This is a genomic window from Hymenobacter tibetensis (genome assembly GCF_022827545.1).
In the GTDB taxonomy this organism is placed as follows: domain Bacteria; phylum Bacteroidota; class Bacteroidia; order Cytophagales; family Hymenobacteraceae; genus Hymenobacter; species Hymenobacter tibetensis.
This window is the reverse complement of record NZ_CP094669.1, coordinates 1,144,571-1,170,662: the sequence shown is the minus strand read 5'-3', so window position 1 is coordinate 1,170,662 and position 26,092 is coordinate 1,144,571. Positions and strand designations below refer to the sequence as shown.

18 protein-coding genes are annotated in these 26,092 nt (G+C 54.3%); 13 read left to right on the top strand and 5 right to left on the bottom strand.

Annotated features, from left to right (window positions below):
* Positions 1 to 7: 7 nt before the first annotated feature.
* From MTX78_RS04810 to MTX78_RS04795, 4 genes are all read right to left on the bottom strand, one after another.
* Complete coding sequence (locus MTX78_RS04810; protein ID WP_243800397.1) at positions 8 to 3,460, bottom strand: TonB-dependent receptor; 3,453 nt, start codon at positions 3,458 to 3,460, stop codon at positions 8 to 10.
* A 258-nt stretch (positions 3,461 to 3,718) separates the two neighbouring features.
* Positions 3,719 to 4,603 (bottom strand): DUF4397 domain-containing protein, encoded by an 885-nt coding sequence (locus tag MTX78_RS04805; protein ID WP_243800395.1) that lies wholly within the window; start codon positions 4,601 to 4,603, stop codon positions 3,719 to 3,721.
* Positions 4,604 to 4,633: 30 nt separating this feature from the next.
* Positions 4,634 to 7,906: a TonB-dependent receptor gene (locus MTX78_RS04800; RefSeq protein WP_243800393.1), complete on the bottom strand. Its 3,273-nt coding sequence runs from the start codon at positions 7,904 to 7,906 to the stop codon at positions 4,634 to 4,636.
* Between the two features lie 575 nt (positions 7,907 to 8,481).
* Positions 8,482 to 9,090 carry a C40 family peptidase gene (locus MTX78_RS04795; protein WP_243800392.1) on the bottom strand — a complete coding sequence of 203 codons (609 nt, stop codon included), beginning with the start codon at positions 9,088 to 9,090 and terminating at the stop codon, positions 8,482 to 8,484.
* A 104-nt stretch (positions 9,091 to 9,194) separates the two neighbouring features.
* On the opposite strand from MTX78_RS04795, the gene MTX78_RS04790 reads away from it, so the two are divergent.
* The 11 genes from MTX78_RS04790 (at position 9,195) to MTX78_RS04740 (ending at position 20,634) form a co-directional block, all read left to right on the top strand.
* The gene (locus MTX78_RS04790; RefSeq protein ID WP_243800390.1) at positions 9,195 to 10,616 is read left to right on the top strand and encodes an FAD-binding oxidoreductase; all 1,422 of its coding nucleotides are present in this window, start codon (positions 9,195 to 9,197) and stop codon (positions 10,614 to 10,616) included.
* 407 nt (positions 10,617 to 11,023) lie between these two features.
* On the top strand, positions 11,024 to 11,605 hold the full coding sequence (locus MTX78_RS04785; protein WP_243800388.1) for a TetR/AcrR family transcriptional regulator: 582 nt from the start codon (positions 11,024 to 11,026) through the stop codon (positions 11,603 to 11,605).
* Between the two features lie 83 nt (positions 11,606 to 11,688).
* Positions 11,689 to 12,768 carry a 1,2-phenylacetyl-CoA epoxidase subunit PaaE gene (paaE, locus tag MTX78_RS04780; protein ID WP_243800386.1) on the top strand — a complete coding sequence of 360 codons (1,080 nt, stop codon included), beginning with the start codon at positions 11,689 to 11,691 and terminating at the stop codon, positions 12,766 to 12,768.
* Between the two features lie 83 nt (positions 12,769 to 12,851).
* Positions 12,852 to 13,817: a 1,2-phenylacetyl-CoA epoxidase subunit PaaA gene (gene paaA / locus MTX78_RS04775; protein WP_243800384.1), complete on the top strand. Its 966-nt coding sequence runs from the start codon at positions 12,852 to 12,854 to the stop codon at positions 13,815 to 13,817.
* Positions 13,818 to 13,929: 112 nt separating this feature from the next.
* Positions 13,930 to 14,217: a 1,2-phenylacetyl-CoA epoxidase subunit PaaB gene (gene paaB / locus MTX78_RS04770; RefSeq protein ID WP_243800382.1), complete on the top strand. Its 288-nt coding sequence runs from the start codon at positions 13,930 to 13,932 to the stop codon at positions 14,215 to 14,217.
* Positions 14,218 to 14,228: 11 nt separating this feature from the next.
* Positions 14,229 to 15,032: a 1,2-phenylacetyl-CoA epoxidase subunit PaaC gene (gene paaC, locus MTX78_RS04765; protein WP_243800380.1), complete on the top strand. Its 804-nt coding sequence runs from the start codon at positions 14,229 to 14,231 to the stop codon at positions 15,030 to 15,032.
* Complete coding sequence (gene paaD, locus MTX78_RS04760) at positions 15,026 to 15,535, top strand: 1,2-phenylacetyl-CoA epoxidase subunit PaaD (protein WP_243800379.1); 510 nt, start codon at positions 15,026 to 15,028, stop codon at positions 15,533 to 15,535. The genes paaC and paaD overlap by 7 nt, the downstream gene beginning before the upstream one ends.
* A gap of 104 nt (positions 15,536 to 15,639) precedes the next feature.
* On the top strand, positions 15,640 to 16,425 hold the full coding sequence (locus tag MTX78_RS04755) for an enoyl-CoA hydratase-related protein (protein WP_243800377.1): 786 nt from the start codon (positions 15,640 to 15,642) through the stop codon (positions 16,423 to 16,425).
* Positions 16,422 to 17,591, top strand: a complete 1,170-nt coding sequence (locus MTX78_RS04750) for a 3-hydroxyacyl-CoA dehydrogenase NAD-binding domain-containing protein (protein ID WP_243800376.1) — start codon at positions 16,422 to 16,424, stop codon at positions 17,589 to 17,591. The genes MTX78_RS04755 and MTX78_RS04750 overlap by 4 nt, the downstream gene beginning before the upstream one ends.
* Positions 17,592 to 17,746: 155 nt before the next feature.
* Positions 17,747 to 19,798 carry a phenylacetic acid degradation bifunctional protein PaaZ gene (gene paaZ, locus MTX78_RS04745; protein ID WP_243800374.1) on the top strand — a complete coding sequence of 684 codons (2,052 nt, stop codon included), beginning with the start codon at positions 17,747 to 17,749 and terminating at the stop codon, positions 19,796 to 19,798.
* Positions 19,799 to 19,857: 59 nt separating this feature from the next.
* A complete protein-coding gene (locus tag MTX78_RS04740; protein WP_243800372.1) occupies positions 19,858 to 20,634 on the top strand; it encodes an enoyl-CoA hydratase/isomerase family protein in 777 nt (258 codons plus the stop codon).
* A 45-nt stretch (positions 20,635 to 20,679) separates the two neighbouring features.
* Here MTX78_RS04740 and MTX78_RS04735 read toward each other — a convergent pair whose 3' ends face one another.
* On the bottom strand, positions 20,680 to 21,468 hold the full coding sequence (locus MTX78_RS04735) for an NrtR DNA-binding winged helix domain-containing protein (RefSeq protein ID WP_243800371.1): 789 nt from the start codon (positions 21,466 to 21,468) through the stop codon (positions 20,680 to 20,682).
* Between the two features lie 548 nt (positions 21,469 to 22,016).
* On the opposite strand from MTX78_RS04735, the gene MTX78_RS04730 reads away from it, so the two are divergent.
* Together MTX78_RS04730 and MTX78_RS04725 are read left to right on the top strand one after the other, a co-directional pair.
* Entirely contained in the window at positions 22,017 to 24,326 is a 2,310-nt protein-coding gene (locus MTX78_RS04730) for a glycoside hydrolase family 3 C-terminal domain-containing protein (RefSeq protein WP_243800369.1), read from the top strand.
* Positions 24,327 to 24,392: 66 nt separating this feature from the next.
* Complete coding sequence (locus MTX78_RS04725) at positions 24,393 to 26,036, top strand: carboxylesterase/lipase family protein (protein WP_243800367.1); 1,644 nt, start codon at positions 24,393 to 24,395, stop codon at positions 26,034 to 26,036.
* The last annotated feature ends 56 nt before the right edge of the window (positions 26,037 to 26,092 follow it).

The following is a 26,092-nucleotide window of genomic DNA, read 5'->3' as shown; positions in this document are numbered from 1 at the left end:
GCTAGCCTTAGTTGAAGGTATAGCGCAGGCCTAATTGGATGCGGTAACGCGAGGATTCCGTTGTCAAGTAGCGGTTCGTCACGTTCAGTGTCTGCACATTGGTAGTAGTAGTACCGTCGGGGAATACCGTCCGCGAGTTCACAATGGGGTTGAAGTTGAATCGTGGCTGGCCAGTAGCTTGGTCGTAATCCACGAACGACAAAGGCGAGCTGCGCTGCTGCGTCTGTCCCACACCCCAATCAGAATTGATGAGGTTACCGATGTTGAACACATCAAGGCTGAACTGCAGCGAATTACGGTTTTTGCCAATGTTCGTGAATACGTCTTGCAAGATGCGTGCGTCAATGAACGCAACCCACGGCAACACAGCCCCATTGCGCTCAGCAATTTCACCACGATTTTTGCTCAGATAATCGTCTTGGTTGATATAGTTGTCAAGGTCTATCCACTGCTGATCAGCCGTGTAGATAGTCTGCTGAGGTGTACCGCTAAACAGCGTTAGGTTGGTAAGATTAATTTCGCTGCGGGTACGCGGAATGTACATCAAGTCGTTGGTACCTACGTTGTCACCATTCATGTCACCATTGTACACATAGGAGAAACGGCCATTCGGACCTAAGTCAAGGAAGCCCGAGATGGTAGTAGCTAAGTGACCCAAGTATTCCTTACGGTATGACAGAGACGCTATTACGCGGTGCTGACGCAAGAATTCAGAGTAGCCTAACTTGTTGGCGTTAGGATCATCGGAGATAGGGCGTGCAGACCACAGCGAGAAAGGAGTTGAACCTCCGATGCTTACATCCTGCGAATTGGTGTAGGTATAAGCCAAGCTAGCGGAAACACTGTTGCTAAACGTTTTCTGCAACTGCGCAGTAGCACTGTATGAGTAGCCTTTGCTGGTATTGCGCATTACAATAGCGCCATCCGAACTCACAATTTTCGGGCTCACCTGGAATGAACGAGTGTTCAGCGCACCTGGTAGGCGGTAGATTGGACGGTTGTCGGCGCCAGCGGCACGGGCCTGCGGATTAGGCAGGTTCACGTTGTCGAAATATACTGCGTTGATATCCTTCGTGAAGATACCGTCCAAGGTGAACACCACGTCGCCAGGTAGGCGCTGGTCTATACCAATATTGGTACGCCATACTTGCGGGAACTTGAAGCCACGCTCAGTTACAGCCAAGTTGTAAGTAGCAGGCAGCCTGGTCTGATTGATTTCGGCATTAGGGTTCAAGTAACCGGGAGTGGCGTTAAACGGCTGAGCCAAGGGGTCCGGAACTGTTACTCCATTAGTAGTAGTGGTACCGTTCACGCTATACACCCCACCTAACAGGCCGTTGTTGCTGGCTTGGTTGGAAATCCAAACGAATGGCACACGGCCAGTGAAAATACCCGTACCACCACGCAGCTGCGTTTTGCCATCGTTGTTCACATCCCAGTTGAAGCCAACACGGGGCGAGAACATCACGGATGTTTTCTGCACCTGGTCCGTCAAAATCTGGTAATTGTTGCGGAAGCTAATGCTGGCGGCATCCTCGTTGCGCTGCAAATCACTGAGGATAATAGGTATATCAACCCGTAAACCAGTGGTCACTTTCAGGTTGGGCATCACGTTCCATTCGTCCTGCGCATAGAATCCGAGCTGAGCAGCTTTGGTTTCAGCTAGTGGGTAGCCCAAGCTTGGGTTGCCATCATTGATGTTCAGCGGATAGCGTACGGTGTAGTTATTGGTAGCCGAGGCCAGAGCACCACCATCGCGAGGTGTAACGGCCAGTGTAGTGGTGTTATAACTATAGCCTGCTGAGTTATAAAAATCCGTCAGGGAGTTGAAGCGGTAACGACCATACAGGTCAGGAGCAAAGCCGTTAGCGAATTTGTAGTACTCGTTGTACGTACCCAGCGTGAAGGTGTGGTTGCCTACCGTTTTGCTGATGTTATCCGACAGCTGATAGATATCCGAGTTGAGCACGTTTATCGGCGTGAAAAGCTCGTAGCCGAATGACGTAAACTCGTTGCCGTTGGCACCAGGACCGTTGGCATTGTACAGAATATCAACAAACGGGAACGGGGACCCACCCAATGACGAGCGGAAGTCACGCTGGGCCGTGAAGCCTGCTTGAAGCTGGTTGGAAATACCGCCCGCAAGGGTAGTGTTCAACTCGGCAATAAACGAGTTCAAGTTGTTGTTGATGCGGTAATATGATGCCAAGAAAGGCAACGTATTCGCGGATAAGCCGCGGCCACCAGTTACCGTTGGCGCTCCCGAGTTAGACGGTGGTGCATCGCGGTAAGACTTCAAGTAGTTATACTTGATGGAGAAGGTGTTGGTAGCGTTGATATTCCAGTCAATCTTAGCCGTAATCTTATCGGAGTTCTGCTTCAGCTGATACCCCTCGTAAGGGCCAGGATTGTATCCATAAGTTGTTTGCAAGAAGTTGGATAACACGTCGAGTTCAGAGGCGTTAGCTGCTGACGTGTTGCTGCCTGGACCAGGTGCAGGCACCCCCTGGCGGTTAGCTACAAACGTACCCGGCGGGTCGTCGCGGCGCTCACCTTCCACACTTACGAAATAGAAAAGCTTGTCTTTGATGATAGGACCGCCAACCCGAGCTCCGAGTTGGTTGAGTGTAAACTCAGGAAACGGCTGATTGATGTCCCGTACCTTGTCACCTACTAAGCTGTTGGAACGGCGGAAGCCATAAACCGAAGCAGATACTTCGTTGGTACCTGAACGCGTAATGGCGTTGATGCCAGCACCCGTGAACGAACCTTGACGAACGTCGAAGGGGGCTATGCTTACTTGAATTTCTTGAATAGCATCCAAAGAAATAGGCTGAGCACCGGCCTGGCCCCCTACCGTACCACTCAAGCCAAAAGAGTTGTTGAAGATGGCACCATCAATGGTAACGTTATTGAAGTTACCATTACGCCCGCCGAAGCTCGTGCCATTGCCCGAAGCTTGTGGGGTTAGGCGCGTAAAGTCCTGAAACGAACGGCTCAAAGAAGGCAAACGCTCAATTTGCTCACGCTGGACGCTGGTAGCTGCTCCCGTCCGACCGGAGTTAATAACCGGGTCGCGGCGGCCAGAAACAGTTACTTCACTCAACTGCTGCGTCGACTCGCTCAGGTTGATGTCTAAGCGCTGATTCTGACCTAGTGTTAAGAAGATACCTTCACGCGTTACATCTTGGTATCCTACAAAAGTGATACGAACCGTATAAGGTCCGCCTACGCGCATGTTCTGAATGTTGAAGCGACCTTCTGAGTTGGTAGGTGCTACGTACTGGGTGTTGGTAGGCGTATGTACTGCAATAACGGTAGCACCTGGCAAGCCAGCTCCGTCTTTATCAGTAATAACGCCGTTCATGGCTGATGTGGTAGCTCCCTGTGCCCAACCCTGCTGTATGGACAGGACCGCCAAGAACAAGTAAAAGACTTGACGGTAAAAGGTGTTTCTCATAAAAATGGGATTTGTGAAAACTGGGTGCAAAAGTACCAGTCAGTGTCACTTATCCCATGTTATTAAAATGTTATTAAAGAAGATATGGGTATTTTCATAAAGCGCCTTCTCTACGAAATGCACTAGATGCTGCTACTGTTGATTACCTGCCTGTATGCTAATTTGATTGATTAGCCTCAAAAAGGAATAGAGCAAGAAAAAGCGGCTGGAGAAATTTTCCAGCCGCTTTTTCTTGCTCTATTCCTATACTAGGAATTGCTAGTTGTGCTGTACAACAGAAATTCCTAGTGGTGTTGCGGACATAGATGCATTGGTGCCTCGGCTATAAATCGTGTAGATTTTGCCAGACGCAAATGTCAAAGGCGTAGCTTGAATTATCACCTGTGAAGCGTTACTAGCAGCAGTTGCTGACCGACGAACCTGGAAAGTATAAGTTCCAGCAGGCACATCTGTGAAGTTCGCAAAGTTCAAGCTTCTAGAAGCGCGGCCTGGAGTAGTGGCCGTAGCGGCTACTGCTGGAACTGTGAAAGTTGTAGAGCGGTACGAACGGCCAATAGGAGCAAAAAGGTATCTGTTGGGTGCAGTTGCGCCAGTAGTGCTAGGGCTAGTAATAGTATATAGCCCTAAGCTATCAGCACCTGCACTGTAACTAGGCGACAAATTCACAAACCTAATTCGAGCACGGTTTGCGGAGGGAGCGGCTAAGTTGTCAGTCAATACCACCGAGCGGGCACCACCTTGGTCTGTAGCACTTGAAGCGCGAGTGGCCGCGTCAGTCAGGAACACAGTGTAGCTAGCATTCGAGTTGAATGCATTCCGGGCAGGAATGAGGCTGCTATTTAAATTGTTAGTGGTAGAGAAAAGTAACAACCGTTGTCCGGAAGTGACAGGAGTATAGGCACCAGTACCCAAGTATGGTACTACAGGCTGAGGAGTAGTGACTGGCACGTTATCAATGCTACGCAGTTGCGCATCTCCAGATCCTGGAGAAACATTAACTAGTGAATAACGTCCAGTTAGAGTTGAAGCAGTTGTGTCTGGCTTTGCCTCTGGCAATTCAGGATCATCACAACCTGCCAACGATACAGCCGCTGAAGCAGCCAACGTCAGCTTGGTGAAAAAAGAAAAAAACGAGTATTTCATGAGTCGGGTTATTAACGAAGCCTGCAGAGGTTAGAACAAGTAACGAACCCCAAATTGAGCTTGCCAGCGCGAAGCTAATTGACTGATTTGGTACGCAGCTGCTGGAGGTGTCGAAGTACCAGTGCCATAGCTGAAAGTAGGACGACCAGTCGATCCACCTTCTAGACCCTGATAGCGCAATAACCCATAGTTACCGTTTGCCACGAAGTAGTCACGGCCCCAATCTTTGCTGAGCAGGTTGCCAAAATTGATGACGTCAACTGAAAGTTGAATGGTATGAGCCTTGTCGCCAATCTTCGTATAAATGTCCTGCAACAGGCGCACGTCAATGCGGTGCTGCCAAGGAGTGCGGGCACCATTTCTGGCTGCGTATTCACCCCGATGCTCTTTCAAGAAGTCATCGTTCTCAATAAACGCATTCAGCTCATTCCACATCTGGTCTGGCGTACGGCGGTCATTTACACCATCGGTTACCAACACGATTTCGTTTTGGCTGCGAGGAATATAGATCAGGTCGTTTGAGTTGCTAGTGAAGCTACCACCGTCACCGTTCAAGTCGCCACCAAAGTAGGTGTAAGAGAAGGGAGCACCAGACTGGCCGTTATAGAAGGCAGAAATCGTAGTTGCGAAATGATCAGCATACTCTTTACGATAAGAAACCGAACCGATTACACGGTGGCGTAAATCGAAGTTGGAGTACGAAAGAGGCAGGTTGTTAGGGTTACCTGGATGCGGGTTGAATTCCCAGATAGAAACTGCCGTTGAGCTAGAACCCGAGTACAAGTCACGTGACTGACCATAAGTATATGCACTCGACAGAAAGAAGTCGCTGCTTACTTGCTTCTTCAACTCGCCCGTGATGCTGTACTGGTACCCTTTACTGGTATTAGTCAGCAAAATCACGTTGTTGAAATCACGACCATTGCGGTAGCGGTTGAAGTTGTTGTTGGTGCTGCCAGTAGGATAAGTCGGGCGACCATCACCTTGCAACACGCCCGTAGGATTTACCAAGTTGATGTCTTGAGGTAGCACATCATTTAAGGTCTTGGAATAAATACCTTCCAACGTTGCTACAATACCAAGCGGCAGACGGTAATCTACGGCTAGGTTTGTACGGAGGAGTTGAGGGTTGCGGAAATCTTTATCTGTTACAGCTATGCTGCCTTTAGCTGCTGTAGTGGAAGACCTGCTGATTTGGTCGCGGACTACCGTGTAGTTTGAACCCAAACCAAGACCAGCTTCTGGACGGCTTGTGCTATTGTTTGTGTCGTAGGTGGCAAAGTCAACACCCGTGTTGCCATACTGGTTGGAAATCCACACGTAGGCTGGGCGGCCAGTGAATAAACCTATACCACCGCGCACCTGGAAGCTCTGATCTTTCCGTACATCCCAGTTGAAACCGATACGGGGCGAAACCTGAATCCGAGCCTTAGGAGTACGGTTAGTTTTCACATCGTAGGCTTCACCCAGCGTAGTGCTACCTACAGCAAATGTCGAGTCTACGCGGGGGTTGTAAGACGGCTTATCAAAGTACACTGGCAAATCAAGACGCAAGCCAGTCGTCAAGCGGAAATTGTCAGTTATGTTGTACTCATCCTGAGCATATACACCAAACTGTGCAGCACCGAATTTAGCGGTGGGTTTTCCGCCTGGCAGTGCGTAGTTCTGACGATAGCGAAAGTTGTTGATATTAACGTCATTCGCTAAGAAAGATGCAATGCTTGGGAAGTCATAACGGCCCTCTGTGCTCTGCACAAACAGGTTGTCGAAACGGAAAATCTCGTTGTTTGTACCAAACGTGAGGACGTGCTTACCGGCGAATACGTTGAAGTTGTCGGTGATTTCAAGAATGTCCTGGTCTAAGCGGTTTGCTACAGAGCTAAATTCCGAACCGGCTGAAATCGTGCCGTTGCCAGATGTGATAGTAATTGAGGGGAATAAGTCGCCAACAAGAGAACGGCTATCACGGATAGTAGAATAACCTACCAGCAAGTTGTTAGCGAAACGGTTGCCGAAACGGCTTTTCAATTCCAATACCGTTGAGTTGGTCTTACTCAAGAATTGGTACGCGTTGTTACCGAAACGGAAGCTGGTTTGACCGCGGGTGATGTTATCATCTGTAGCATCAACAAAATTGTGACGCAAGGTAAGTTGATGATCCTGGCTGATATTCCAGTCTAAACGAGCAAAAGCTTTGTTAGAACGAGTTTCGGCGTTGATCTCGCCATATTCGCCAGCATCATAACCGTACTCCAGCAGTTTGTCGGAAATCTGCTTTAGTTGTGTGGTGTTGACGAAGCCCAATACATCAGAACCTGTTTCGTTAACACCACTTGCATCTACTCCAGCAGCACGAAACAATAGCGGCGCAGTCCGACGGGTGATTTCGCCGTTCACGAAGAGAAACAGCTTGTCTTTAACAATAGGGCCACCCAGCCGGAAACCCGCCTGGTAGTCGTTGAACTTGTCCAGTTTAGTGCGTACTCCTTCGGCATTTGCAGTTGGGCTTTTGCCGGCTGTGCTTTGGTTGCGGCCGAAAGCGAAAGCGGAACCAGAGAATTCATTGGTACCGGAACGCGTTACGGCGTTAATACCACCTCCGCTAAAACGACCCTGGCGTACGTCATAGGGCGCAATTACCACTTGGAATTCCTGGATAGCATCCAGCGAAATTGGGTTGGTACCGGCCTGACCGCCTGGTGTGCCAGAGTTGCCCAAGCCGAACAAGTCGTTATTGGAAGCACCATCAATTTGCACGTTGTTGAAACGGCCGTTACGGCCACCCAATGAATTGCCGTTAGCTTGGGGGGTGAGGCGGGTGAAATCTTGGAAGCTACGCGAGATAGTAGGCAGACGCTCGATCTGCTCCCGACGCACCGTAGTAGCTGCACCCGTACGACCCGCGTTGATAACTGGGTCCTGAGTGGCTGTTACCGTCACGCCAGACAACTGCGTTGTGGCTTCGCTCAAATTCAAATCCAAGCGCTGGTTTTGACCCAGACTTAGGAAAATACCTTCACGAGTGATGTCCTGATACCCGACAAATGTTACTCGTACGGTGTAGGGGCCACCTACACGCATGTTTGGGATGTTGAAGCGACCCTCCGAGTTGGTAGGTGCTACATATTGCGTGTTGGTAGGAGTGTGTACCGCAATGACAGTAGCGCCAGGCAAGCCAGCTCCATCCTTGTCGGTAATTACGCCGTTCATAGCCGACGTGGTAGTGCCTTGCGACCAGCCTTGCTGTATCGAAAACACTGCCAGAAGCAGGAAGAGAAGATGACGATAATAGGTGTTTCTCATGAAAAAGAAGATTGATGAAAACTGGGTACAAAAGTACCTACCCTGCCAGTTTAAACCACAGTACTAATCCCTTATTAATTTTTATTTTTCAACATCTGTTATGCGAAAATTTATATTCTGCAATAAAAATGGGAGTTTAATTTTCGTCCCTTAAAGGCAAGAGTGTAAAGAAAAAGCGAGCAAAGAACCTCTCCGCTCGCCTCTACAGCCTATCAAGCTAAAAACCTAGTTGAACGCACCGCCTACCTCACTGATTTACCCGCATGCGAGTAAAAAGGAACTATCCCGTAGTTCCAGCTACTGCTCACTGCAAACGCCGCTGGAAGCAAGAAGCCTAGAAGTTAGTGTCAGTGATGTTGTTCGGACAGGGTATTCTGGTGCCTTGGCTGGCAGCTGAATACTGGTTACCTATATAATAGGTAATGGACGAACACCTCTTTAGGTAGCACCAGCATCGGCTAGTGGCTGGCCTGGCCATGCCTCAACTCCGACTACTGCGTGCTGAGTGTAATGCCAACCTGAAAAACGAGGTGGTGCTTGATCGGCATACACTAGCAGGGCACAACCCTGAAACCCTACAAGGGGGGCCGCACTGCCTTGATAAAGCGGCTCAGATAATAATCTGTCTCTAGGCTGTTCTCGATAACGCCCAAAGAACTAGAGGAGTGAATGAACTGCACGCCTTCGGGGGTTGCTTCCGTTACCATACCGACATGGGTAATGGAGTTGCTGCCAGGAGAGGCTCCAAAAAATAACAGGTCTCCGACCTTCAAATCCTGAGGTCTCACTGGGTCGCCCCATAGCGCCTGCTCGTTGCTGGAGCGAGGGATGGGCACATCGATGGCCGCAAACGAGGCGCACAGAAGTCCCGAGCAGTCCATACCAAGCCGTGTAGTGCCACCATACTTATAAGGAGTACCCTGATAAGAACGAGCCGTCTCAATAACCGTTACCATCTCGCGGCTGGCATTTAGTGGCGTGCTGCGGCGCTTGGTTACAATTTTGGCCGTGCCAGAGGGTGTGGTGGCTTTGGTTTTCGACCTGGAAACCGGAGCCCGGCCCCGGCGGTTACGTTCAGCGGCTTTTATCCGGGCCATGTCGCGGGCCGAGTAATAGCGGCCATTCCGGTAGTTGACTTTCTTTGAGCCGCTGCAACTTGCTAATCCACTCAGTAGAATCAGCATCAATAATGGCCACCAATTACGTCTGTGCGCCGAATGATGTACCTTCGTCATGTATTCTCGCATTGAGCCAAAGATACGTGAATCAGCCATAAAGCCTTTGAATCATGAATTTCCAATCCCTCACTCCCGAGCTGGTTGTAGCCTTTGAAGCTATTGTAGGGCCAACTCATGTTCTCACCGCGCAACGCGCTGAGGCTGCTGCCACCGCCGACGCATACGCCGACTACGGCCGCGACCACACCGAGGACTTGCATTTCGCCCCAGATGTGGTGCTGCGCCCTGGTAACGCTGAGGAGATAAGCGAAATTATGCGCCTGTGCTATCAGCACCGAATTCCGGTGACGCCCCGCGGGGCCGGTACGGGTTTGAGCGGTGGTGCTTTGCCGGTTCACCATGGCGTCGTGTTGAGTACAGAACGGCTGAACCGCATCCTGGAAATAGACGAGCGCAACCTACAAGCTACCGTGGAGCCGGGCGTGATAAACGAGGTGTTTCAAAACGCGGTGAAGGAAGTGGGTTTGTTCTACCCCCCTGACCCAGCCAGCAAAGGCAGCTGCTCGTTGGGGGGCAATCTGGCCCACAGCAGCGGCGGCCCCAAAGCGGTGAAATATGGCACTACCCGCGACTATGTGCTGAACCTGCAAGTGGTACTACCCACCGGCGACCTGATTTGGACGGCAGCGAATACACTCAAAAACGCTACCGGCTACAACCTTACCCAGCTCCTGGTGGGCTCGGAAGGCACGCTGGGCATCATCACCAAAGTGGTGTTCCGGCTCCTGCCCTATCCCCAGCAGAATATCTTGATGCTGGTGCCTTTCCGGCAAGTGGCGCAAGCAGCCGAGGCAGTGTCCGCGGTGTTTCGGGCCGGCATCATCCCCTCAGGCATGGAGTTCATGGAGCGCGAAGCCATTGCGTGGTCGTCCGACTATTTGAAAATCCCACTTACGCTGCCCGAAGATATTCATGCACACTTGCTGATTGAGTTGGATGGCCAGGACCTCGACCAACTCTACAAAGAAGCCGAGCAGGTATATGGTGTGCTGGAGCACTACGATGTAGACGAAATCCTGCTGGCTGACACGGCCGCGCAGAAAGACGACCTGTGGCGGATTCGTCGCAACATTGGCAATTCAGTGCGCTACAACTCGGTCTATAAAGAGGAAGACACCGTGGTGCCGCGCGCTGAACTGCCCACGTTGCTGAAAGGCGTCAAGGAAATCGGGGCCCGGTATGGCTTCAAAAGCGTGTGCTACGGCCATGCCGGCGACGGCAACTTACACGTCAACATCATCCGCGGCGACTTGAACGACGAACAGTGGAACGTGGGCTTGCGGCAGCCTATTTCGGAAATCTTCGAGCTGTGCGTAAAGCTCGGGGGCACTATCTCGGGGGAGCACGGCATTGGCTTGGTGCAGAAAGGCTACATCGGCATTGCGCTGCCAGAAGCAAATTTGGAACTGATGCGCGGCATTAAGCGAGTGTTTGATCCGGCAGGTATTCTTAACCCAGGAAAGATCTTCTAAGCAGGCACGCTACGCCCTCTACTTCATACCCCACCAGAAACGGATTCTGGTGGGGTGTTTTTTTTGCGGCGGCAACAACGTCTTTCCCTACCCAACACTGGCTTGCTCAGCGGACATTAGCTTTTCAGTGAATCTGGTTTCTATATACTACCGTCATGGCTATGCATATTTTGATGCCTGTGCTGGCACCGTGTTTCCTGCAAGGCTTTGTAAACAGCTACATATCAGCCATATTGGTTTTGCATGCGAGATACTAGCAGAGGCCGTTTGGCGGCTGAACATGAAAACTAACACCTATTAGTTTTTTAAAGCTAGTTTTGCTGGCTTCCAAAGTAGTAGGCTTGCTAGCCGCCCGATGGTTGTAGCAGAACAGTACTACAAGAGTAGACAACAGCATATTTCCACTTATGGCGAAAAGAGGCAAAGTCAATCAGCGGCAGCGAATTCTGGAAGAAGCAGCCAAGCTCTTCAAGGAAAAAGGCTTTGCGGGCACTTCTATGCGCGACTTAGGCGGCGAGGTAGGCATGGAAGCAGCTAGCATGTATAACCACATCAAGTCCAAGGACGAGATACTAGAGAGCATCTGTTTCTATGTATCGGACACGTATATCGCGCAGCTAGCGGAAGTAAAGCAAACGGAAGCCTCTTACACCGAGAAAGTAGAAAGCCTGCTCCGGCGTCATGTGCACTTGATGCTCGAAGACGGCGCGGCGGTGTCAGTCGCCAACAACGACTGGAAATACCTCACGGGCGACAAACTCACGGCGTTCAAGGAAGCACGCAAAAGCTACGAGCAAGGCTTCGCCACGCTGCTTGAGCAAGGCATTGCAGCCGGTGAGCTACACCCCGTGAACGTGTCGGTTGCCTTGTTCACTATCCTGTCGGCGGTGCGCTGGGTGGAGTTGTGGTACTACCCCGGCCGGGGCATTTCGGCCGAAGAACTCGAGCAAAATATTATAACCATTCTGTTGAATGGCCTAGCCAAATAGAGCAGTCGTGCGCTACCGCTTGCCAGTTGCGGGTTATCCTACAAACCGGCAACCGGCAACGCCCCGCTGGCAACTGATATTCCATGAGTCGTTTTCATAAAGTCAAAATCAAGCGTATTCACAGGGAAACACCTGACTGCGTCACGCTGGCGCTGGATGTGCCAGCAGAACTGCGCGACACCTTTAAATTCACCCAGGGCCAGTACCTCACGTTTCGGCGGGAGCATAACGGGGAAGAGTTGCGCCGCTCGTACTCTATTTGCAGCAGCCCTTTGGATGGCGAATGGCAAGTAGCCATCAAGAAAGTGCCGGAAGGACGTTTTTCGTCGCTGGCCGTGGAGAACCTGCGCGTGGGCGAGGAACTGGACGTAATGCCACCGGCTGGCCGTTTCTACACTGAACTCCACCCCGACAACGCCAAGCACTACGTGGCGTTTGCGGCGGGCAGCGGCATTACTCCGGTGTTTTCCATCATCAAAACGGTGCTTCTTACGGAGCCTAACAGCCGAGTTACGCTGATTTACGGCAACCGCGGCCGCAACTCCATTATTTTCAAGGAGGGCATTGAAGCCTTGAAAAACAAGTTTCTGCGCCGCCTGAGTGTCTACCATATTCTGAGCCGCGAGCAAGGCGACACCGACCTGCTGTTCGGCCGCATCGACGAGGCGAAAACCCAACAGTTCCTCGACAAGATTCTGCCACCCAGCCAGATTGATGAATGCTTTATCTGCGGGCCGGAGGAAATGATCAATGGGGTACGAGCGGCCCTCACCGGCGCTGGCGTAGCACCCGAGAAAATTCATTTCGAGATGTTTACCTCGGCAGGCAGTGGTAAGCAGCAAGTCCGCCCAGTGACGGCACACACTGCCGGCGAAGACGACAAGAAAAGCCGGGTAGCGGTGAAGCTCGATGGCAGTACGCACCTACTGGAAATGTCGTACTACGGCAACACCATTCTGGATGCTATGCTGGAAACCGGGGCCGACGCGCCGTATTCCTGCAAAAACGGCATGTGCAGTACCTGCCGCGCCCGGATTGTGGACGGCAAAGCGGAAATGGACGTAAACTACTCGCTGTCAGAAGCGGAAATAGCGAGGGGCTACGTGCTTACCTGTCAGGCTCGGCCGGTTTCAGAGCAAGTAACCGTGGACTTCGACCAATAGGACCCCTTGTCACGCCTCGGGGCCACAGAATAAATTTGCTTACTTTTAACTAACGATTGTTAGTTAAACTTTGTTAACAGCGTATGGAAACGGTAGAAATCAATCTAGAAGAGCAATTTCAGGCCCGCATCGACGCGGATATTCGCATTGAGCCCAAAGACTGGATGCCCGATGCATACCGCAAAACGCTGATTCGGCAGATTTCGCAGCACGCGCATTCCGAGTTAGTGGGCATGCTGCCCGAAGGCAACTGGATTACGCGCGCTCCTTCGCTGAAGCGGAAATCCATCTTGCTGGCCAAGGTGCAGGACGAAGCCGGGCACGGCCTCTACCTCTATAGCGCCGCCGAAACGCTAGGTGCTTCCCGTGACCAGATGCTCGCCGACTTACACTCCGGCAAAGCCAAGTACTCCAGCATCTTCAACTACCCTACCCTCTCCTGGGCCGACATGGGCTGCGTGGGCTGGCTGGTAGATGGCGCTGCCATTCTCAACCAAGTGCCGCTGTGCCGGACGTCGTACGGGCCGTACGCTCGGGCTATGGTGCGCGTGTGCAAAGAGGAAAGCTTCCACCAGCGCCAGGGCTTTGAAATCATGCAAACCCTGTGCGAAGGCGCGCCCGTGCAGAAAGAACTGGCTCAAGAAGCTCTCAACCGGTGGTGGTGGCCTACGCTGATGATGTTCGGTCCGAAAGACGCTGATTCTCCGAATACGGCGCAGTCGATGAACTGGCGTATTAAGCGCTTCACCAACGACGAGCTGCGGCAGAAGTTTGTGGACATGATGGTGCCGCAAGCCGAATTCCTGGGGCTTACGGTGCCCGACTCTGCCCTGAAGTGGAACGAAGCAAAGAATGGCTACGACTTCGGCGACGTGGATTGGGAGGAATTCTGGAACGTGGTGAAGGGCAACGGCATGTGCAACAAAGACCGTTTGGGTGCCCGCATCAAAGCGCACGAAGAAGGTGCCTGGGTGCGCGAAGCCGCCCTGGCCCACGCCGCCAAGCGCAAGCAGCGGGAACAGCAAACCGAGAAGGCCACTGCCGCTTAAAATCGGCATTGGACCTACGCGCCATCCTGCGCTTGTTGAAGCATATAGTAATGTTTCGGTGCGTGCAGGCGGCTGCAAGCCGTGAGTTGACTTTGTATAGTACATCCGTAAGATGACACAATCTGAATGGCCTCTTTGGGAGGTTTTTATCCGCAGCAAGCAAGGCCTCGACCACAAACACGTAGGTAGCCTGCACGCGGCCGATGCAACTATGGCCATCCAAAACGCCCGCGACGTGTACACGCGCCGGCTAGAAGGGGTTAGCATTTGGGTGGTAGAGTCCAAGCACGTGCACGCTTCCAACCCCGACGACTCAGCGGCCTTCTTCGACCCGGCCAACGACAAAGTGTACCGGCATCCTACTTTCTACGAAGTACCGGACTCCATCAAGCACATGTAACCCTGATCTGCATGCAAGTCGCCCCATCCGACACATCTGCCCTGAGCGGCTACGCGCCCGAGGTGCGGCAACAGCTATTTCGTTTTGTACTGCAACTGGCGGATACCAGCCTGATTCTGGGCCACCGCCTTTCGGAGTGGTGTGGCCACGGTCCCATTCTGGAGCAGGACTTGGCCATGGCAAATATTGCCCTAGACTTGCTGGGCGAAACCCGCAGCCTCTACCAATATGCCGCCGAACTCGAAGGCCAAGGCCGCACCGAGGACGACTTGGCTTTTCTGCGCGTTGCCACCGAATACCAGAACCCTTTGCTGGTAGAGCAGCCCAACGGCGACTTTGCCGACACCGTAACGCGGCAGTTTCTGTTCGACAACTTTCACTTTCATTTCCTGCAACAGCTGCAAACCAGTTCGGATGAGCGGCTGGCGGCTATTGCCGAGAAATCGTGGAAAGAAGCGGCGTATCACCTCAAATGGAGTTCCGAATGGATCATTCGGCTGGGTGATGGCACCGACGAAAGCCGCCAGCGCCTCGATAAGGCCGTGGCCAACTTATGGCGCTACTCCGGCGAGCTAATCACTCCTACCACCACCGAGCAGGCCTTGCAAATGCTGGGCATTATTCCTGATTATGCTGGGCTGCAAGACAGCATGGCGGCGCACGTGGAGAAGGTGTTTGCGGAAGCCACTGTACCTATGCCGCAGCAAGCCTACATGCAGCGCGGTGGCAAGGAAGGCCGGCATTCCGAGCACTTGGGCTACATTCTGGCCGAGCTACAGTACATGCAACGCACCTATCCTGGCCTGACATGGTAGCAACGCAGGCTCCAACCGAAGAGCGCCTTTGGCAACTACTGGAAGAGGTTTCCGACCCCGAAGTACCCGTGCTCAGCATCTTGGATCTTGGCATCGTGCGCAGCGTACAGGTACACGACCAGGCGGTGACCGTGACGATTACGCCTACCTATTCGGGGTGCCCGGCCATGAACACCATTGCCACGGATATCCGGCTCCGGCTATTGGCCGAAGGCATCAGCCAGGTAACCATTCACAACCAGCTCAGCCCAGCCTGGACCACCGATTGGATGTCGCAAGCAGGCCGTGAGAAACTGGAAGCGTACGGCATTGCCCCACCCGTAGACGGTACGGCTACCGGTCATTTACTCAACCTTTTCGGCCAGGATACCGCTGTTCGGTGCCCGCTCTGCAAATCCGACAATACGCACTTGGTCAGCCAGTTTGGCTCTACGGCGTGCAAGGCGTTCTACCAATGCAACGACTGCCATGAGCCGTTTGACTACTTCAAATGCCACAGTTGAGCACCCTCTTGCACCACAAGAGCTAGTTCTCCTTCTCACCTGAGTTGGGCAGCTAGCTCTTGTGGTTTTCTAGCTCCAATCCTCTTTCCCACTTACTCCACCCCATGCCCACTTCCGATCAGCTTGTTTTCTCAGTAGAAGCCGGTATAGCCACTATCCGGCTCAACCGGCCCGACGTATTTAATAGCATCAACAAGCCGTTGGCGCTGGCCTTGCAGCAGCACCTGCGGGCTTGCCAGCAAGACGCGTCGGTGCGGGCGGTGCTATTAACGGGCACTGGCAAAGCCTTCTGCGCCGGTCAGGACCTAGCTGAAATTGTGGACCCGAACAGCCCGGGCGTATCGGAGATTGTGGAGCAGCATTACAACCCCATCGTGCAGTTGATTCGGGAGCTGGACAAGCCGGTAGTGGCGGCCGTAAATGGGGTAGCAGCTGGCGCCGGTGCTAATCTGGCCTTGGCCTGCGACGTGGTGGTGGCCAAAGAATCGGCGTCCTTTATACAGGCCTTCAGCAAAATAGGGCTGATTCCGGATAGCGGCGGCACCTATTTCTTGCCCCGGCTCATTGGCATGCAGCGGGCGGCGGCACTGATGATGACCGGCGACAAAGTAAGTGCCCAAGAAGCCGTGCAAATGGGCATGATTTACAAGACCTTCCCCGACGAAACGTTTGATAATGAAGTGGTGGCCTTAGTGGTGAAGCTGGCAACCATGCCTACCAAGGGCCTCGCGTACACCAAGCAGCTGCTTAATGCTTCGTTTCACAACAACCTAGAGCAGCAACTGCGCTGCGAGGCCGACTACCAGTACCGCGCCGGCCACACATCCGACTACCGCGAAGGAGTGGCCGCTTTCATCGAGAAACGCAAACCAACCTTCACCGGCGAATGATTATCGGCATTATTGGCAGCGGCGCTATGGGGGCGGGTATTGCCCAGGTAATAGCCACGGCAGGCCATACCGTCCGTTTGCTCGACCAAAATGCGGAAGCATTGCAACGCGCTGGCCAGTCTATAGCAACTAGCTTACAGAAATTAGCAGACAAAGGCAAGCTGACCGCCACTGCCCTTGAAGCCACTGTTGCACGCGTGCATCTGACGCAGAACATGCAGGAGTTTGCAGATTGCGGGCTGGTAGTGGAGGCCATAGTGGAAGACCTGGCTGTAAAACAGCAGCTTTTCAAGCAGCTAGAGGCGGTTGTTGGCGCAGACTGCGTGCTGGCTACCAACACGTCGTCTTTATCTATTGCTTCTATTGCAGCGGCGTGCAAGCAACCGGAGCGCTTCATTGGCATCCATTTCTTCAACCCTGCGCCGGTTATGCAGCTCGTGGAGGTGATTCCAGCTGTCCAGACGCGGCCTGGCTTGGAGGCAGAAATCCGGGAGCTGGTACAGAGCTGGGGCAAGGTGCCCGTGCTAGCCAAGGACACGCCCGGCTTCATCGTGAACCGTGTGGCCCGGCCATTCTACGGCGAGGCCATCAGGATGCTGGAAGAAGGCATAGCGGACGTAGCCACCATTGATTGGGCTCTGACCGAGTTGGGCGGCTTCCGGATGGGGCCATTCACGCTCATGGACTTCATCGGGCACGACGTGAACTACCGGGTGACGGAGTCGGTGTTTGCGGCCTTTTTCTACGACCCGCGCTTCAAGCCGTCCTTCACGCAAAAGCGGTTGTTTGAGGCGGGCTACTACGGCCGCAAAACCGGCCGCGGCTTTTACAGCTACGCTCCCGACGCCTTGCCACCCGAACCCCTCCGCGACGAAGCGCTGGGCCACACCATCTTGGAGCGGGTGTTGGTGATGCTCATCAACGAAGCCGCTGATGCGCTAGCACTCAATGTAGCCTCCCGCGACGACCTGGAGCTGGCCATGACCAAAGGCGTCAACTACCCCAAGGGCCTGCTAGCCTGGGCCGACGAACTCGGCATTGCTCACGTCCTTGACACGCTCGATGACCTCTACGCCGAGTACCACGAAGACCGATACCGCGCCAGCCCCTTACTGCGCCGCATGGTCCGCAATAGGCAGCATTTTTTTCCGTCAACAGCCACTTAGCTTAGGACAGATTTCTCTAAAAAAGATAGACCATAGCTAGTACTAAAGCTAAAAAACTAGTTCCCCTCCTCAGCTGAGTAGGGAACTAGTTTTAGCGCTACCCGTCTTTCCGCTTAACGGCGGATTTCAGAAAGTAAAAACCCACCCACCCATACATGACTCCCACGCTTGAAAACTACGCCCTGGGCCGCTGGATTGCCGGTTCAGGCCAGCAACAAGAACTGTATGACGCCAGTACCGGCGACGTAATTGCAACGGCCAGCAGCGAAGGACTCGACTACGCCGAGATGATGCACTACGCTCGGACCAAAGGCAACAAGGCCCTGCGCAAAATGACCTTCCACGAGCGGGGCCGCATGATCAAGGCCCTGGCGCTGCACCTGGATAGCAAGAAAGAAGATTTCTATACGCTCAGCTACCGGAGCGGCGCTACGCGTGCCGACTCCTGGATTGATATTGAAGGAGGTATTGGCAACCTGTTTGCTAATGCTTCGTTGCGCCGCAAATTTCCAGACAAACCATTTTATGTAGATGGTGACCCGATTGCGCTTTCGAAAGGCGGCAACTTCATTGGGCACCACATCATGGTACCGAAGGAAGGGGTAGCGGTGCACATCAATGCCTACAACTTCCCGATCTGGGGTATGTTGGAGAAGATTGCCGTGAACCTGCTGGCGGGCATGCCCGCTATTGTGAAGCCGGCCGTGCCAACTGCCTACCTCACCGAGGCCGTAGTGCGCGAAATCATTGCTTCCAAAATTCTGCCGGAAGGTGCGCTCCAGCTCGTGTGCGGATCAGGGCAGGGCATTCTGGACCACGTCACCTACCAAGATGTGGTAACCTTCACTGGCTCTGCCGAAACCGGCCGAAAGCTGAAGGCGCATCCACGCATTTTGGCCGAAGCAGTACCGTTCAACATGGAAGCCGACTCGCTGAACTCGGCGGTACTGGGGCCTGATGCAGTACCGGGCACCATGGAATTCGACTTGTTCATCAAAGAGGTACGCAAGGAAATGACGGCCAAGGCTGGGCAGAAGTGTACGGCCATTCGCCGCGTTATCGTACCGGAGAGCCTGTTGGAAGACGTGCAGATTGCCTTGGGCAAGGCGTTGGCGCAAACCACCGTTGGTCACCCGCAGGCCGAAGGCGTGCGCATGGGCGCGCTGGCCAGCATGGTGCAGGTGCAGAAAGTGCGCGAGCAAGTGAAGCAGCTGGCGAAAAACACGCCCATTGTGTATGGCGACCTAGACAATGTGCAGGTTATCGGGGGCGACTGTAAAGTAGGCGCCTTCATGTCGCCGATAGTGCTGCTGAACTCCGACCCATTTCGCTTCACTGACACGCATGAGGTGGAAGCCTTCGGGCCTGTCGCCACGCTGATGCCGTACCACGATGTAGACGAGGCTATTACGCTGGCTAATATGGGCAAGGGCTCCTTGGTGTGTTCGGTAGCCACCGGTGACCCGCGTACTGCACAGGAGTTTGTGTTGGGAGCTGCCACCCACCACGGCCGCATTTTGGTTCTCAACGAGGAAGTAGCCAAGGAAAGCACCGGCCATGGTTCTCCCCTCCCCTTGCTCATCCATGGTGGCCCAGGCCGAGCTGGCGGGGGCCAAGAAATGGGCGGTATGCGCGGTGTAGAGCATTTCATGCAGCGGGTAGCTATTCAAGGTTCGCCGACTATGATTACTGCCATTACGGAAGTGTACCAACAGAACGCCAAGCAGACGGAGCGCGACAAGCACCCGTTCCAGCACTACTTCGAGGAGCTGGAAATCGGCCAGACCTACGTCACGCACAAGCACACCGTCACGGAAGCCGACATCAGCAACTTCGCCAACGTATCCGGCGACAATTTCTACGCTCACGTGGACGCTACGTCGCTGGAAGGCACGCTGTTCACGGGCCGCGTAGCCCACGGGTACTACATTTTGGCCAAGGCAGCCGGCATGTTCGTTGACCCGCGCAAAGGCCCGGTATTGCTCAACTACGGCCTCGACGAGTGCCGCTTCACCAAGCCCGTGTACCCTGGCACCACCATCGGCGTGAAGCTCACGGTGAAAGAAAAAGTGGATCAGGAAAAGCGCGACGAAACCGACGTGGCCAAAGGCATTGTCCGCTGGCTGGTGGATGTAACCGATGAAACCGGCGAAACCGTAGCCATAGCCACGATTCTGACCATGGTCAAAAAGAAGAACCAGGAATAACCCCTTAGCCCGTTGTGCCCTTTCTGTGGCATGACGGGCTTTTTTTTATAGATACCCGCATGACCTCCTCTACCCTCACGGCCGGCAAAGTAGATGCCTCCACCGATGCACACGGCATCACCACCATCACGTTCTTTCACCCCTCCCACAATTCGCTGCCAAGCCGCGTGCTCACTGATCTGGCTGCCACGATCAGCCAATACGGGCAGGACGAGCAAACCAAAGTAATCGTGCTTCAGAGCGAGGGTGAAAAGACGTTTTGCGCAGGCGCCAGCTTCGATGAGCTGCAAATCATCGAAACCAAAGAGCAGGGGCTGGAATTTTTCTCGGGCTTTGCCAAGGTGATAAATGCCTGCCGTACTTCCCCAAAAATCATTGTTGGTCGGGTGCAGGGCAAGGCCGTAGGCGGCGGCGTAGGTGTGGCCGCCGCCACCGACTATTGCTTTGCCAGCACGCACGCAGCCGTCAAGCTCAGTGAGTTGGCAGTGGGCATCGGCCCTTTTGTAGTAGGTCCTGCGGTGGAGCGCAAAATCGGTCGGGCGGCCTTTCAGCAACTGGCGCTGGATGCCACAGAGTTCAGGTCGGCTGCTTGGGCCCACGACAAGGGGCTGTATGCCGAGCTGTTTGAAAGCCGGGAAGAATTGGATGCGGCTGTGCAAGCTTTTGCAAAGAAGCTAGCCGCGTACGCCCCTGATGCCTTGCGGGCCATGAAGAAGGTGTTTTGGGAAGGCACCGAGCACTGGGACACCTTGCTCACCGAACGAGCTGGTATCAGCGGAACCCTGGTATTATCTGATTTCACACGTAGCGTCATTCAAACCCTGCGTAGAAGCTAACGGTAACTATAGGGGGTTGAGCGGCGGTACGTTCACAGCCCCAACTCAGAACCCTAGTACGGCTCCCTCTTCCAGCGCGCGACGGTAATTTTCAGTGTCGAACTCGTACAGGAAGGGGGAGCGGTGGGGGCCGATATTGCGGCGCTCGTCTAGTTGCCGGACTAGGCCAAGTGCCAGCAACTTCTTGCGGAAGTTGCGGCGGTCGAACTGCTTGCCTAAGATGGTTTCGTAGAGGGCGTGGATTTCCGGCAACGTGAATTTTTCCAGCAACAGGTTGTAGCCGATAGGTTGCTGGTAGATCTGGCTCCGCAGCGTCAGCAAGGCGCTTTCAATGATTTCCTGGTGGTCGAACAGCAGCGGGGGAATATTCGTCACTTCTCGCCAGCAGTACTCGTCTACCAGATACTCGGGCGTCACGACCACATCTAGATAGCCTACGAGAGCGTAGTAGCCAATTGATAAGGTGCGCTTGGCCAGCCAACTGTTTTCATCGAGTGCGACGTTCACTTTGGCATACGTGGCGTTGTGGACCTCGCGCGCGCCTAGCTCATTGAGACGAGCTGGGCTGTCTCCGAAAACCTGAAACTGCCGCAGGAACAGGTTGTTGATCTGCGTTTTCTCGGCCAAGATGCGGTTGGCCGCTTGCGTCAGCGTTTCATCTTTGGCAATAAATCCTCCTGGTAAGCTCCACTTACTTTGGTTGTAGTAGCGAATGAGCAGAATCTTGAGTTGCTGCTCATGGTAGCTGAAAATGACGCAGTCGATGGACAGATGCGGCAGATAACGCTCATGCCCATGATTGACAAAATCCAGAACAGCTTGAGTGGAGTCCATTGCGCGAAATTTTATTATTGTGTATAATGTACGTATTAGGGAAATATGCTACATTTAATCTAGTGATAGTACACATCCAGTTCGTCCGAGCCAGGGGATTGAGCTGGTAGGTAACCATTCCTGGGCTCGAACTTCCTTGCTTCTCACTTTCATTTCTCGTTTGTGTGCTGAACCGGCACAAAAATACTAGAACGGTTTGCGCTAGATGTTCTGCGCTTGCACTCAACAGAAGCTGTTGGCAAGCCTCCATGCTGCTGCAAGTACAGCCTTATCTACTCAAGCAGATGAGGTCTGCCCGTTCATCCGGCGTCTAAAGCAACTGCCCTTTGCCTTTTCCCGGTCCCAGCACCATTGTTATTCTCTCCGGCTTCCGCTGGGTGCTGCTTGCTACCCGAGAACCGGAATCTGCTCCGGTACTACACGCCACGCTTCACTATACCCCACTCATGACAACACAAACACTTTCTTCAGTAGTCATAGCTGCGCGACTCTCGTGGTTTCGCAGGCAGGCAGCACTAGGCTTGTTGCTAAGCGGCAGTTTTCCCGCCATGGCCCAAGTGAATGCACTACCACAGCTAGGCAAGGCGAGTGTGAAAGAAGTGGTGGCGGCCCTGACACCAGAGGAAAAGGTGCAACTGGTAATTGGCATGGGGTTTTACCCCTCCGGATTTCCCGAAGGCCTGCTGCCACCCGGCAACCCCGGCGACCGGCAAGTGCCCGAAAAAGTAGCCGGCGCGGCGGGCCGTACGCACGCTGTTCCGCGCCTCGGCATTCCCTCCCTGACTCTCTCTGACGGACCAGCGGGCGTGCGAATTGACCCCATCCGGGGCGGCGACAGCACTAAGACCTATTATGCCACGGCCTTCCCGGTAGCTACGTTGCTGGCATCGAGCTGGGACACCGAGCTGGTACGGAAAACCGGCGTGGCGTTTGGCGAAGAAGTGCGCGACTTTGGCATTGATGTGCTGCTGGCGCCGGGCATGAACATCCACCGCAATCCGTTGGGCGGCCGCAACTTCGAGTACTATTCCGAAGACCCCGTCGTGACGGGCACCATAGCAGCGGCCTTGGTGAACGGCGTGGAATCCAACGGCGTGGGTACGTCCATCAAGCACTTTGCGGTCAACAACCAGGAGTTCAACCGCATGCAACTCAACTCCAAGGTCAGTGAACGAGCGCTGCGGGAAATATACTTGAAGGGCTTCCAGATTGCCGTTAAGCAGGCGCAGCCCTGGACGGTGATGTCGTCGTACAACTTGGTGAATGGCACCTATACCTCCCAGAGCCCAGACCTGCTGAATACGTTGCTCCGACAGGAATGGGGTTTCAAAGGGCTCGTGATGACCGACTGGTACGGAGGCAAAAACCCTGTAGCACAGCTAAAAGCCGGCAACGACCTACTCATGCCCGGCACCTACGCGCAAACGCAAGCCATCCTGGCGGCCCTCAAAGAGGGTACCCTCAGCGCGCAGGAACTTGACCTTAATGTCACGCGGGTACTGAACATGGTGTTGCTCTCACCTACGTTCAAGGGCGTGAAGTATTCCAGTCAGCCCAACCTGAAACAGCATGCCGCCGTTGCCCGCGCTGCGGCCGCCGACGGCATGGTGCTGCTTGAAAACAAAGCGAAAACGCTGCCACTCGCTACAAGCCAAAAGGTAGCTGCGTTCGGCAACACCTCTTACAACCTGATTGCCGGCGGTACCGGCAGCGGCGACGTAAACAAAGCCTACGTTGTGTCTATTGCGCAGGGCCTCACCAGTGCCGGCTTCACAGTGGCTGAGCCCCTGAGTAACCTCTATGCGCAGTACCTTAAAGCTGAAAAGGCCAAGCTCCCCAAAACCAAGGGCCTCCTAGACCCGGCCCCCATTATTGCGGAAATGCTTCTGGAGGCAACCGTACTGCAACAGCAGGCCCAGCAAGCCGACGTGGCGTTGCTCACCATCGGCCGCAGTGCCGGCGAAGGCGGCGACCGGAAAGTGGAAGACGACTTCACGCTCACGGCCACCGAGCAGGCACTGCTCAAGCAAGTGGCTACTGCCTTTCACGCCCAGAAGAAAAAGGTGGTGGTCGTGCTCAATGTAGGGGGCGTAACGGAAGTAGCGAGTTGGCGCCAACAGGCCGATGCCATTCTGCTGGCTTGGCAGCCCGGCCAGGAAGGCGGCCACGCCATTGCCGATATTCTGCGCGGCAGCGTGACGCCCTCCGGCAAGTTGGCAACCACCTTCCCCATGACGTACCAGGATGTGCCCTACGCCAGCAGTTTTCCGGGTAAAGAACTGGTTACTACCGCCGCGGGTGGCAATCCGATGATGGGTCGGCCTTCCGAAAACACCTATGAGGAAGGCATTTATGTGGGTTACCGCTATTACAACACATTTCAAGTGAAGCCCGCGTATGAATTCGGCTACGGGTTGTCGTACACTACGTTTGCTTTTGGGCCACTGAAGCTAAGCGCCACTTCCCTCACCGATAAACTCACGGCTACATTGAGCGTGACCAACAACGGGCCGGTGGCTGGTAAAGAAGTGGTGCAGCTCTACGTAGGAGCCCCCGCAGGCAAGCTCGATAAGCCGGAAAGCGAGTTGAAGGCCTTTGCGAAAACCGCTCTGCTGAAACCTGGCCAGTCCCAAACCCTCACGTTTACGCTCACCGCAGCCGACCTGGCTTCTTTCAATACCGCTACCTCTGCTTGGGTAACCGATGCCGGTACGTACCACGTGAAAGTGGGCCGCTCGTGCTTGGACATCAAACAAACCGCTTCTTTCAAGGTAGCCAAAGAACAGGTAACCGAAAAAAGTCGTAAGCTGCTGGCTCCGCAAGAGCAATTTGTGGAAATGAAGGCCGCCCGGAAGTAAGCCCGGCGGCCCCTCACCGCCCCATAGCTCAGCGCTAGCTTCCGCCTCACAGTTAATTCACTGTTCATGAAAACACTGCTTATTGTCTCGTTCTTGGCTTTGCAGCTGACGCCGTTCGCCATGGCGCAAACGAAAAAACCAACGGCCACTGCCTCGGCCGCCAACCGCGTCCAAACCGCTAATGGGTTGCTTGAAGGCAGCGAAACCACCGGTATCCGCATGTTTAAAGGGGTGCCCTACGCCGCGCCGCCGGTGGGCGAGTTCCGGTGGCGCGCCCCCCAGCCGGTTAAGAACTGGACGGACGTGCGGCAGGCCAAGCAATTCGGACCACGGGCCATGCAGCTACCGCTGTTCGGCGACATGAACTTTCGCTCCAACGGTGTGAGCGAAGACTGTTTGTACCTGAACGTGTGGACGCCCGCCAAAACCAACAAGGAGCGCCTACCGGTACTGGTGTATTTTTACGGGGGCGGCTTCGTGGCCGGCGACGGCTCAGAGCCCCGCTACGACGGGGAAAGCATGGCTCGCCGTGGCATAGTGGCCGTAACGGTGAACTATCGGCTCGGCGCTTTCGGCTTTATGGCCCACCCCGAACTCACCAAAGAGTCGCCGCAGCACGCTTCCGGCAATTACGGTCTGCTAGACCAGAGCGCGGCGCTGCGGTGGGTGCAGCAAAACATTGCGGCCTTCGGCGGCGACCCCAAGAAAGTAACTATTGCGGGGGAGTCGGCGGGATCCTTTTCGGTTAGCGCCCAAATGGCCTCCCCGCTTTCCAAAGAGTTGATTGCCGGCGCAATCGGCGAAAGTGGGTCGTTGCTGTCGTTCCAGGCACCTCCTACTCTCAGCGAGGCCGAGCAGAACGGCGTCAAGTTTGCGACTCTCTTGGGAGCGAATTCGCTGGCCGCACTCCGGGCACTTCCCGCTACGCAGGTGCTCGAAGCCAGCAACCAACCAGGGGCCGGCCGCTTTTCAGCAATTACAGATGGATATTTCTTCCCGAAGGCCCCGGCCGAAATTTATGCTACTGGTCAGCAGGCACACGTGCCGCTGCTGGTAGGCTGGAACTCGCAGGAAATGAACGCCGGGGCACTGCTAGGCAAAGACAAACCAACTCCTGAAACCTTCACGCAAGCCGTGCAGAAACTGTACAGCGAGCGAGCCAGCGAAGTACTAAAGGTGTATCCGGCCACTACCGAAGCAGAAGCCGAACAATCGGCCACGGACTTAGCCGGTGACCGGTTCATTGCCTACGGCACTTGGAAATGGGCCGACCTGCACGGGCAAACCGGCGGCAAACCCGTGTACCGCTACCTCTACGCTCGCCCTCGCCCCGCCATGACCCCCGAAATGGGCAACGCCACGGCTGGCCTAGCTGGTGGAGTAGTGAAAGCAACTGATCCGGCCGCTCCGAAAGCGCCACCGGCCCGCGGGGCGGTACACTCGGCGGAAATTGAGTACGCCTTGGGTAATTTGCCCACTAACAAGGTATATGCCTGGACTCCCGACGACTACAAGGTGTCGGAAACGATGCAGGCCTATTTTGCCAATTTCATAAAAACCGGAAACCCTAACAGCTCCGGTTTGCCCCAGTGGCCCGCCGCCAACGGCGGCACCGGCGTGCAAGTGATGCGCCTCGATGTCACGACCCGCGCCGAACCCGAGCAAAACCGAGCGCGCTACCTGCTCCTAGACCAGATGCGCACCAAATAAATGCAGCAGCAACAAAACAACAAAGGCCCGATGAATAGCTCATCGGGCCTTTGCTA

Coding starts and splice junctions, on each gene's coding strand:
- MTX78_RS04740 (WP_243800372.1), top strand. CDS start 19,858: ATGACCTCCTCTACCCTCACGGCCGGCAAAGTAGATGCCTCCACCGAT.
- paaC (WP_243800380.1), top strand. CDS start 14,229: ATGCAAGTCGCCCCATCCGACACATCTGCCCTGAGCGGCTACGCGCCC.
- MTX78_RS04785 (WP_243800388.1), top strand. CDS start 11,024: ATGGCGAAAAGAGGCAAAGTCAATCAGCGGCAGCGAATTCTGGAAGAA.
- paaE (WP_243800386.1), top strand. CDS start 11,689: ATGAGTCGTTTTCATAAAGTCAAAATCAAGCGTATTCACAGGGAAACA.
- MTX78_RS04755 (WP_243800377.1), top strand. CDS start 15,640: ATGCCCACTTCCGATCAGCTTGTTTTCTCAGTAGAAGCCGGTATAGCC.
- MTX78_RS04730 (WP_243800369.1), top strand. CDS start 22,017: ATGGCCCAAGTGAATGCACTACCACAGCTAGGCAAGGCGAGTGTGAAA.
- MTX78_RS04750 (WP_243800376.1), top strand. CDS start 16,422: ATGATTATCGGCATTATTGGCAGCGGCGCTATGGGGGCGGGTATTGCC.
- MTX78_RS04790 (WP_243800390.1), top strand. CDS start 9,195: ATGAATTTCCAATCCCTCACTCCCGAGCTGGTTGTAGCCTTTGAAGCT.
- MTX78_RS04735 (WP_243800371.1), bottom strand. CDS start 21,468: ATGGACTCCACTCAAGCTGTTCTGGATTTTGTCAATCATGGGCATGAG.
- MTX78_RS04800 (WP_243800393.1), bottom strand. CDS start 7,906: ATGAGAAACACCTATTATCGTCATCTTCTCTTCCTGCTTCTGGCAGTG.
- paaD (WP_243800379.1), top strand. CDS start 15,026: ATGGTAGCAACGCAGGCTCCAACCGAAGAGCGCCTTTGGCAACTACTG.
- paaZ (WP_243800374.1), top strand. CDS start 17,747: ATGACTCCCACGCTTGAAAACTACGCCCTGGGCCGCTGGATTGCCGGT.
- MTX78_RS04810 (WP_243800397.1), bottom strand. CDS start 3,460: ATGAGAAACACCTTTTACCGTCAAGTCTTTTACTTGTTCTTGGCGGTC.
- paaA (WP_243800384.1), top strand. CDS start 12,852: ATGGAAACGGTAGAAATCAATCTAGAAGAGCAATTTCAGGCCCGCATC.
- MTX78_RS04805 (WP_243800395.1), bottom strand. CDS start 4,603: ATGAAATACTCGTTTTTTTCTTTTTTCACCAAGCTGACGTTGGCTGCT.
- MTX78_RS04725 (WP_243800367.1), top strand. CDS start 24,393: ATGAAAACACTGCTTATTGTCTCGTTCTTGGCTTTGCAGCTGACGCCG.
- MTX78_RS04795 (WP_243800392.1), bottom strand. CDS start 9,090: ATGCTGATTCTACTGAGTGGATTAGCAAGTTGCAGCGGCTCAAAGAAA.
- paaB (WP_243800382.1), top strand. CDS start 13,930: ATGACACAATCTGAATGGCCTCTTTGGGAGGTTTTTATCCGCAGCAAG.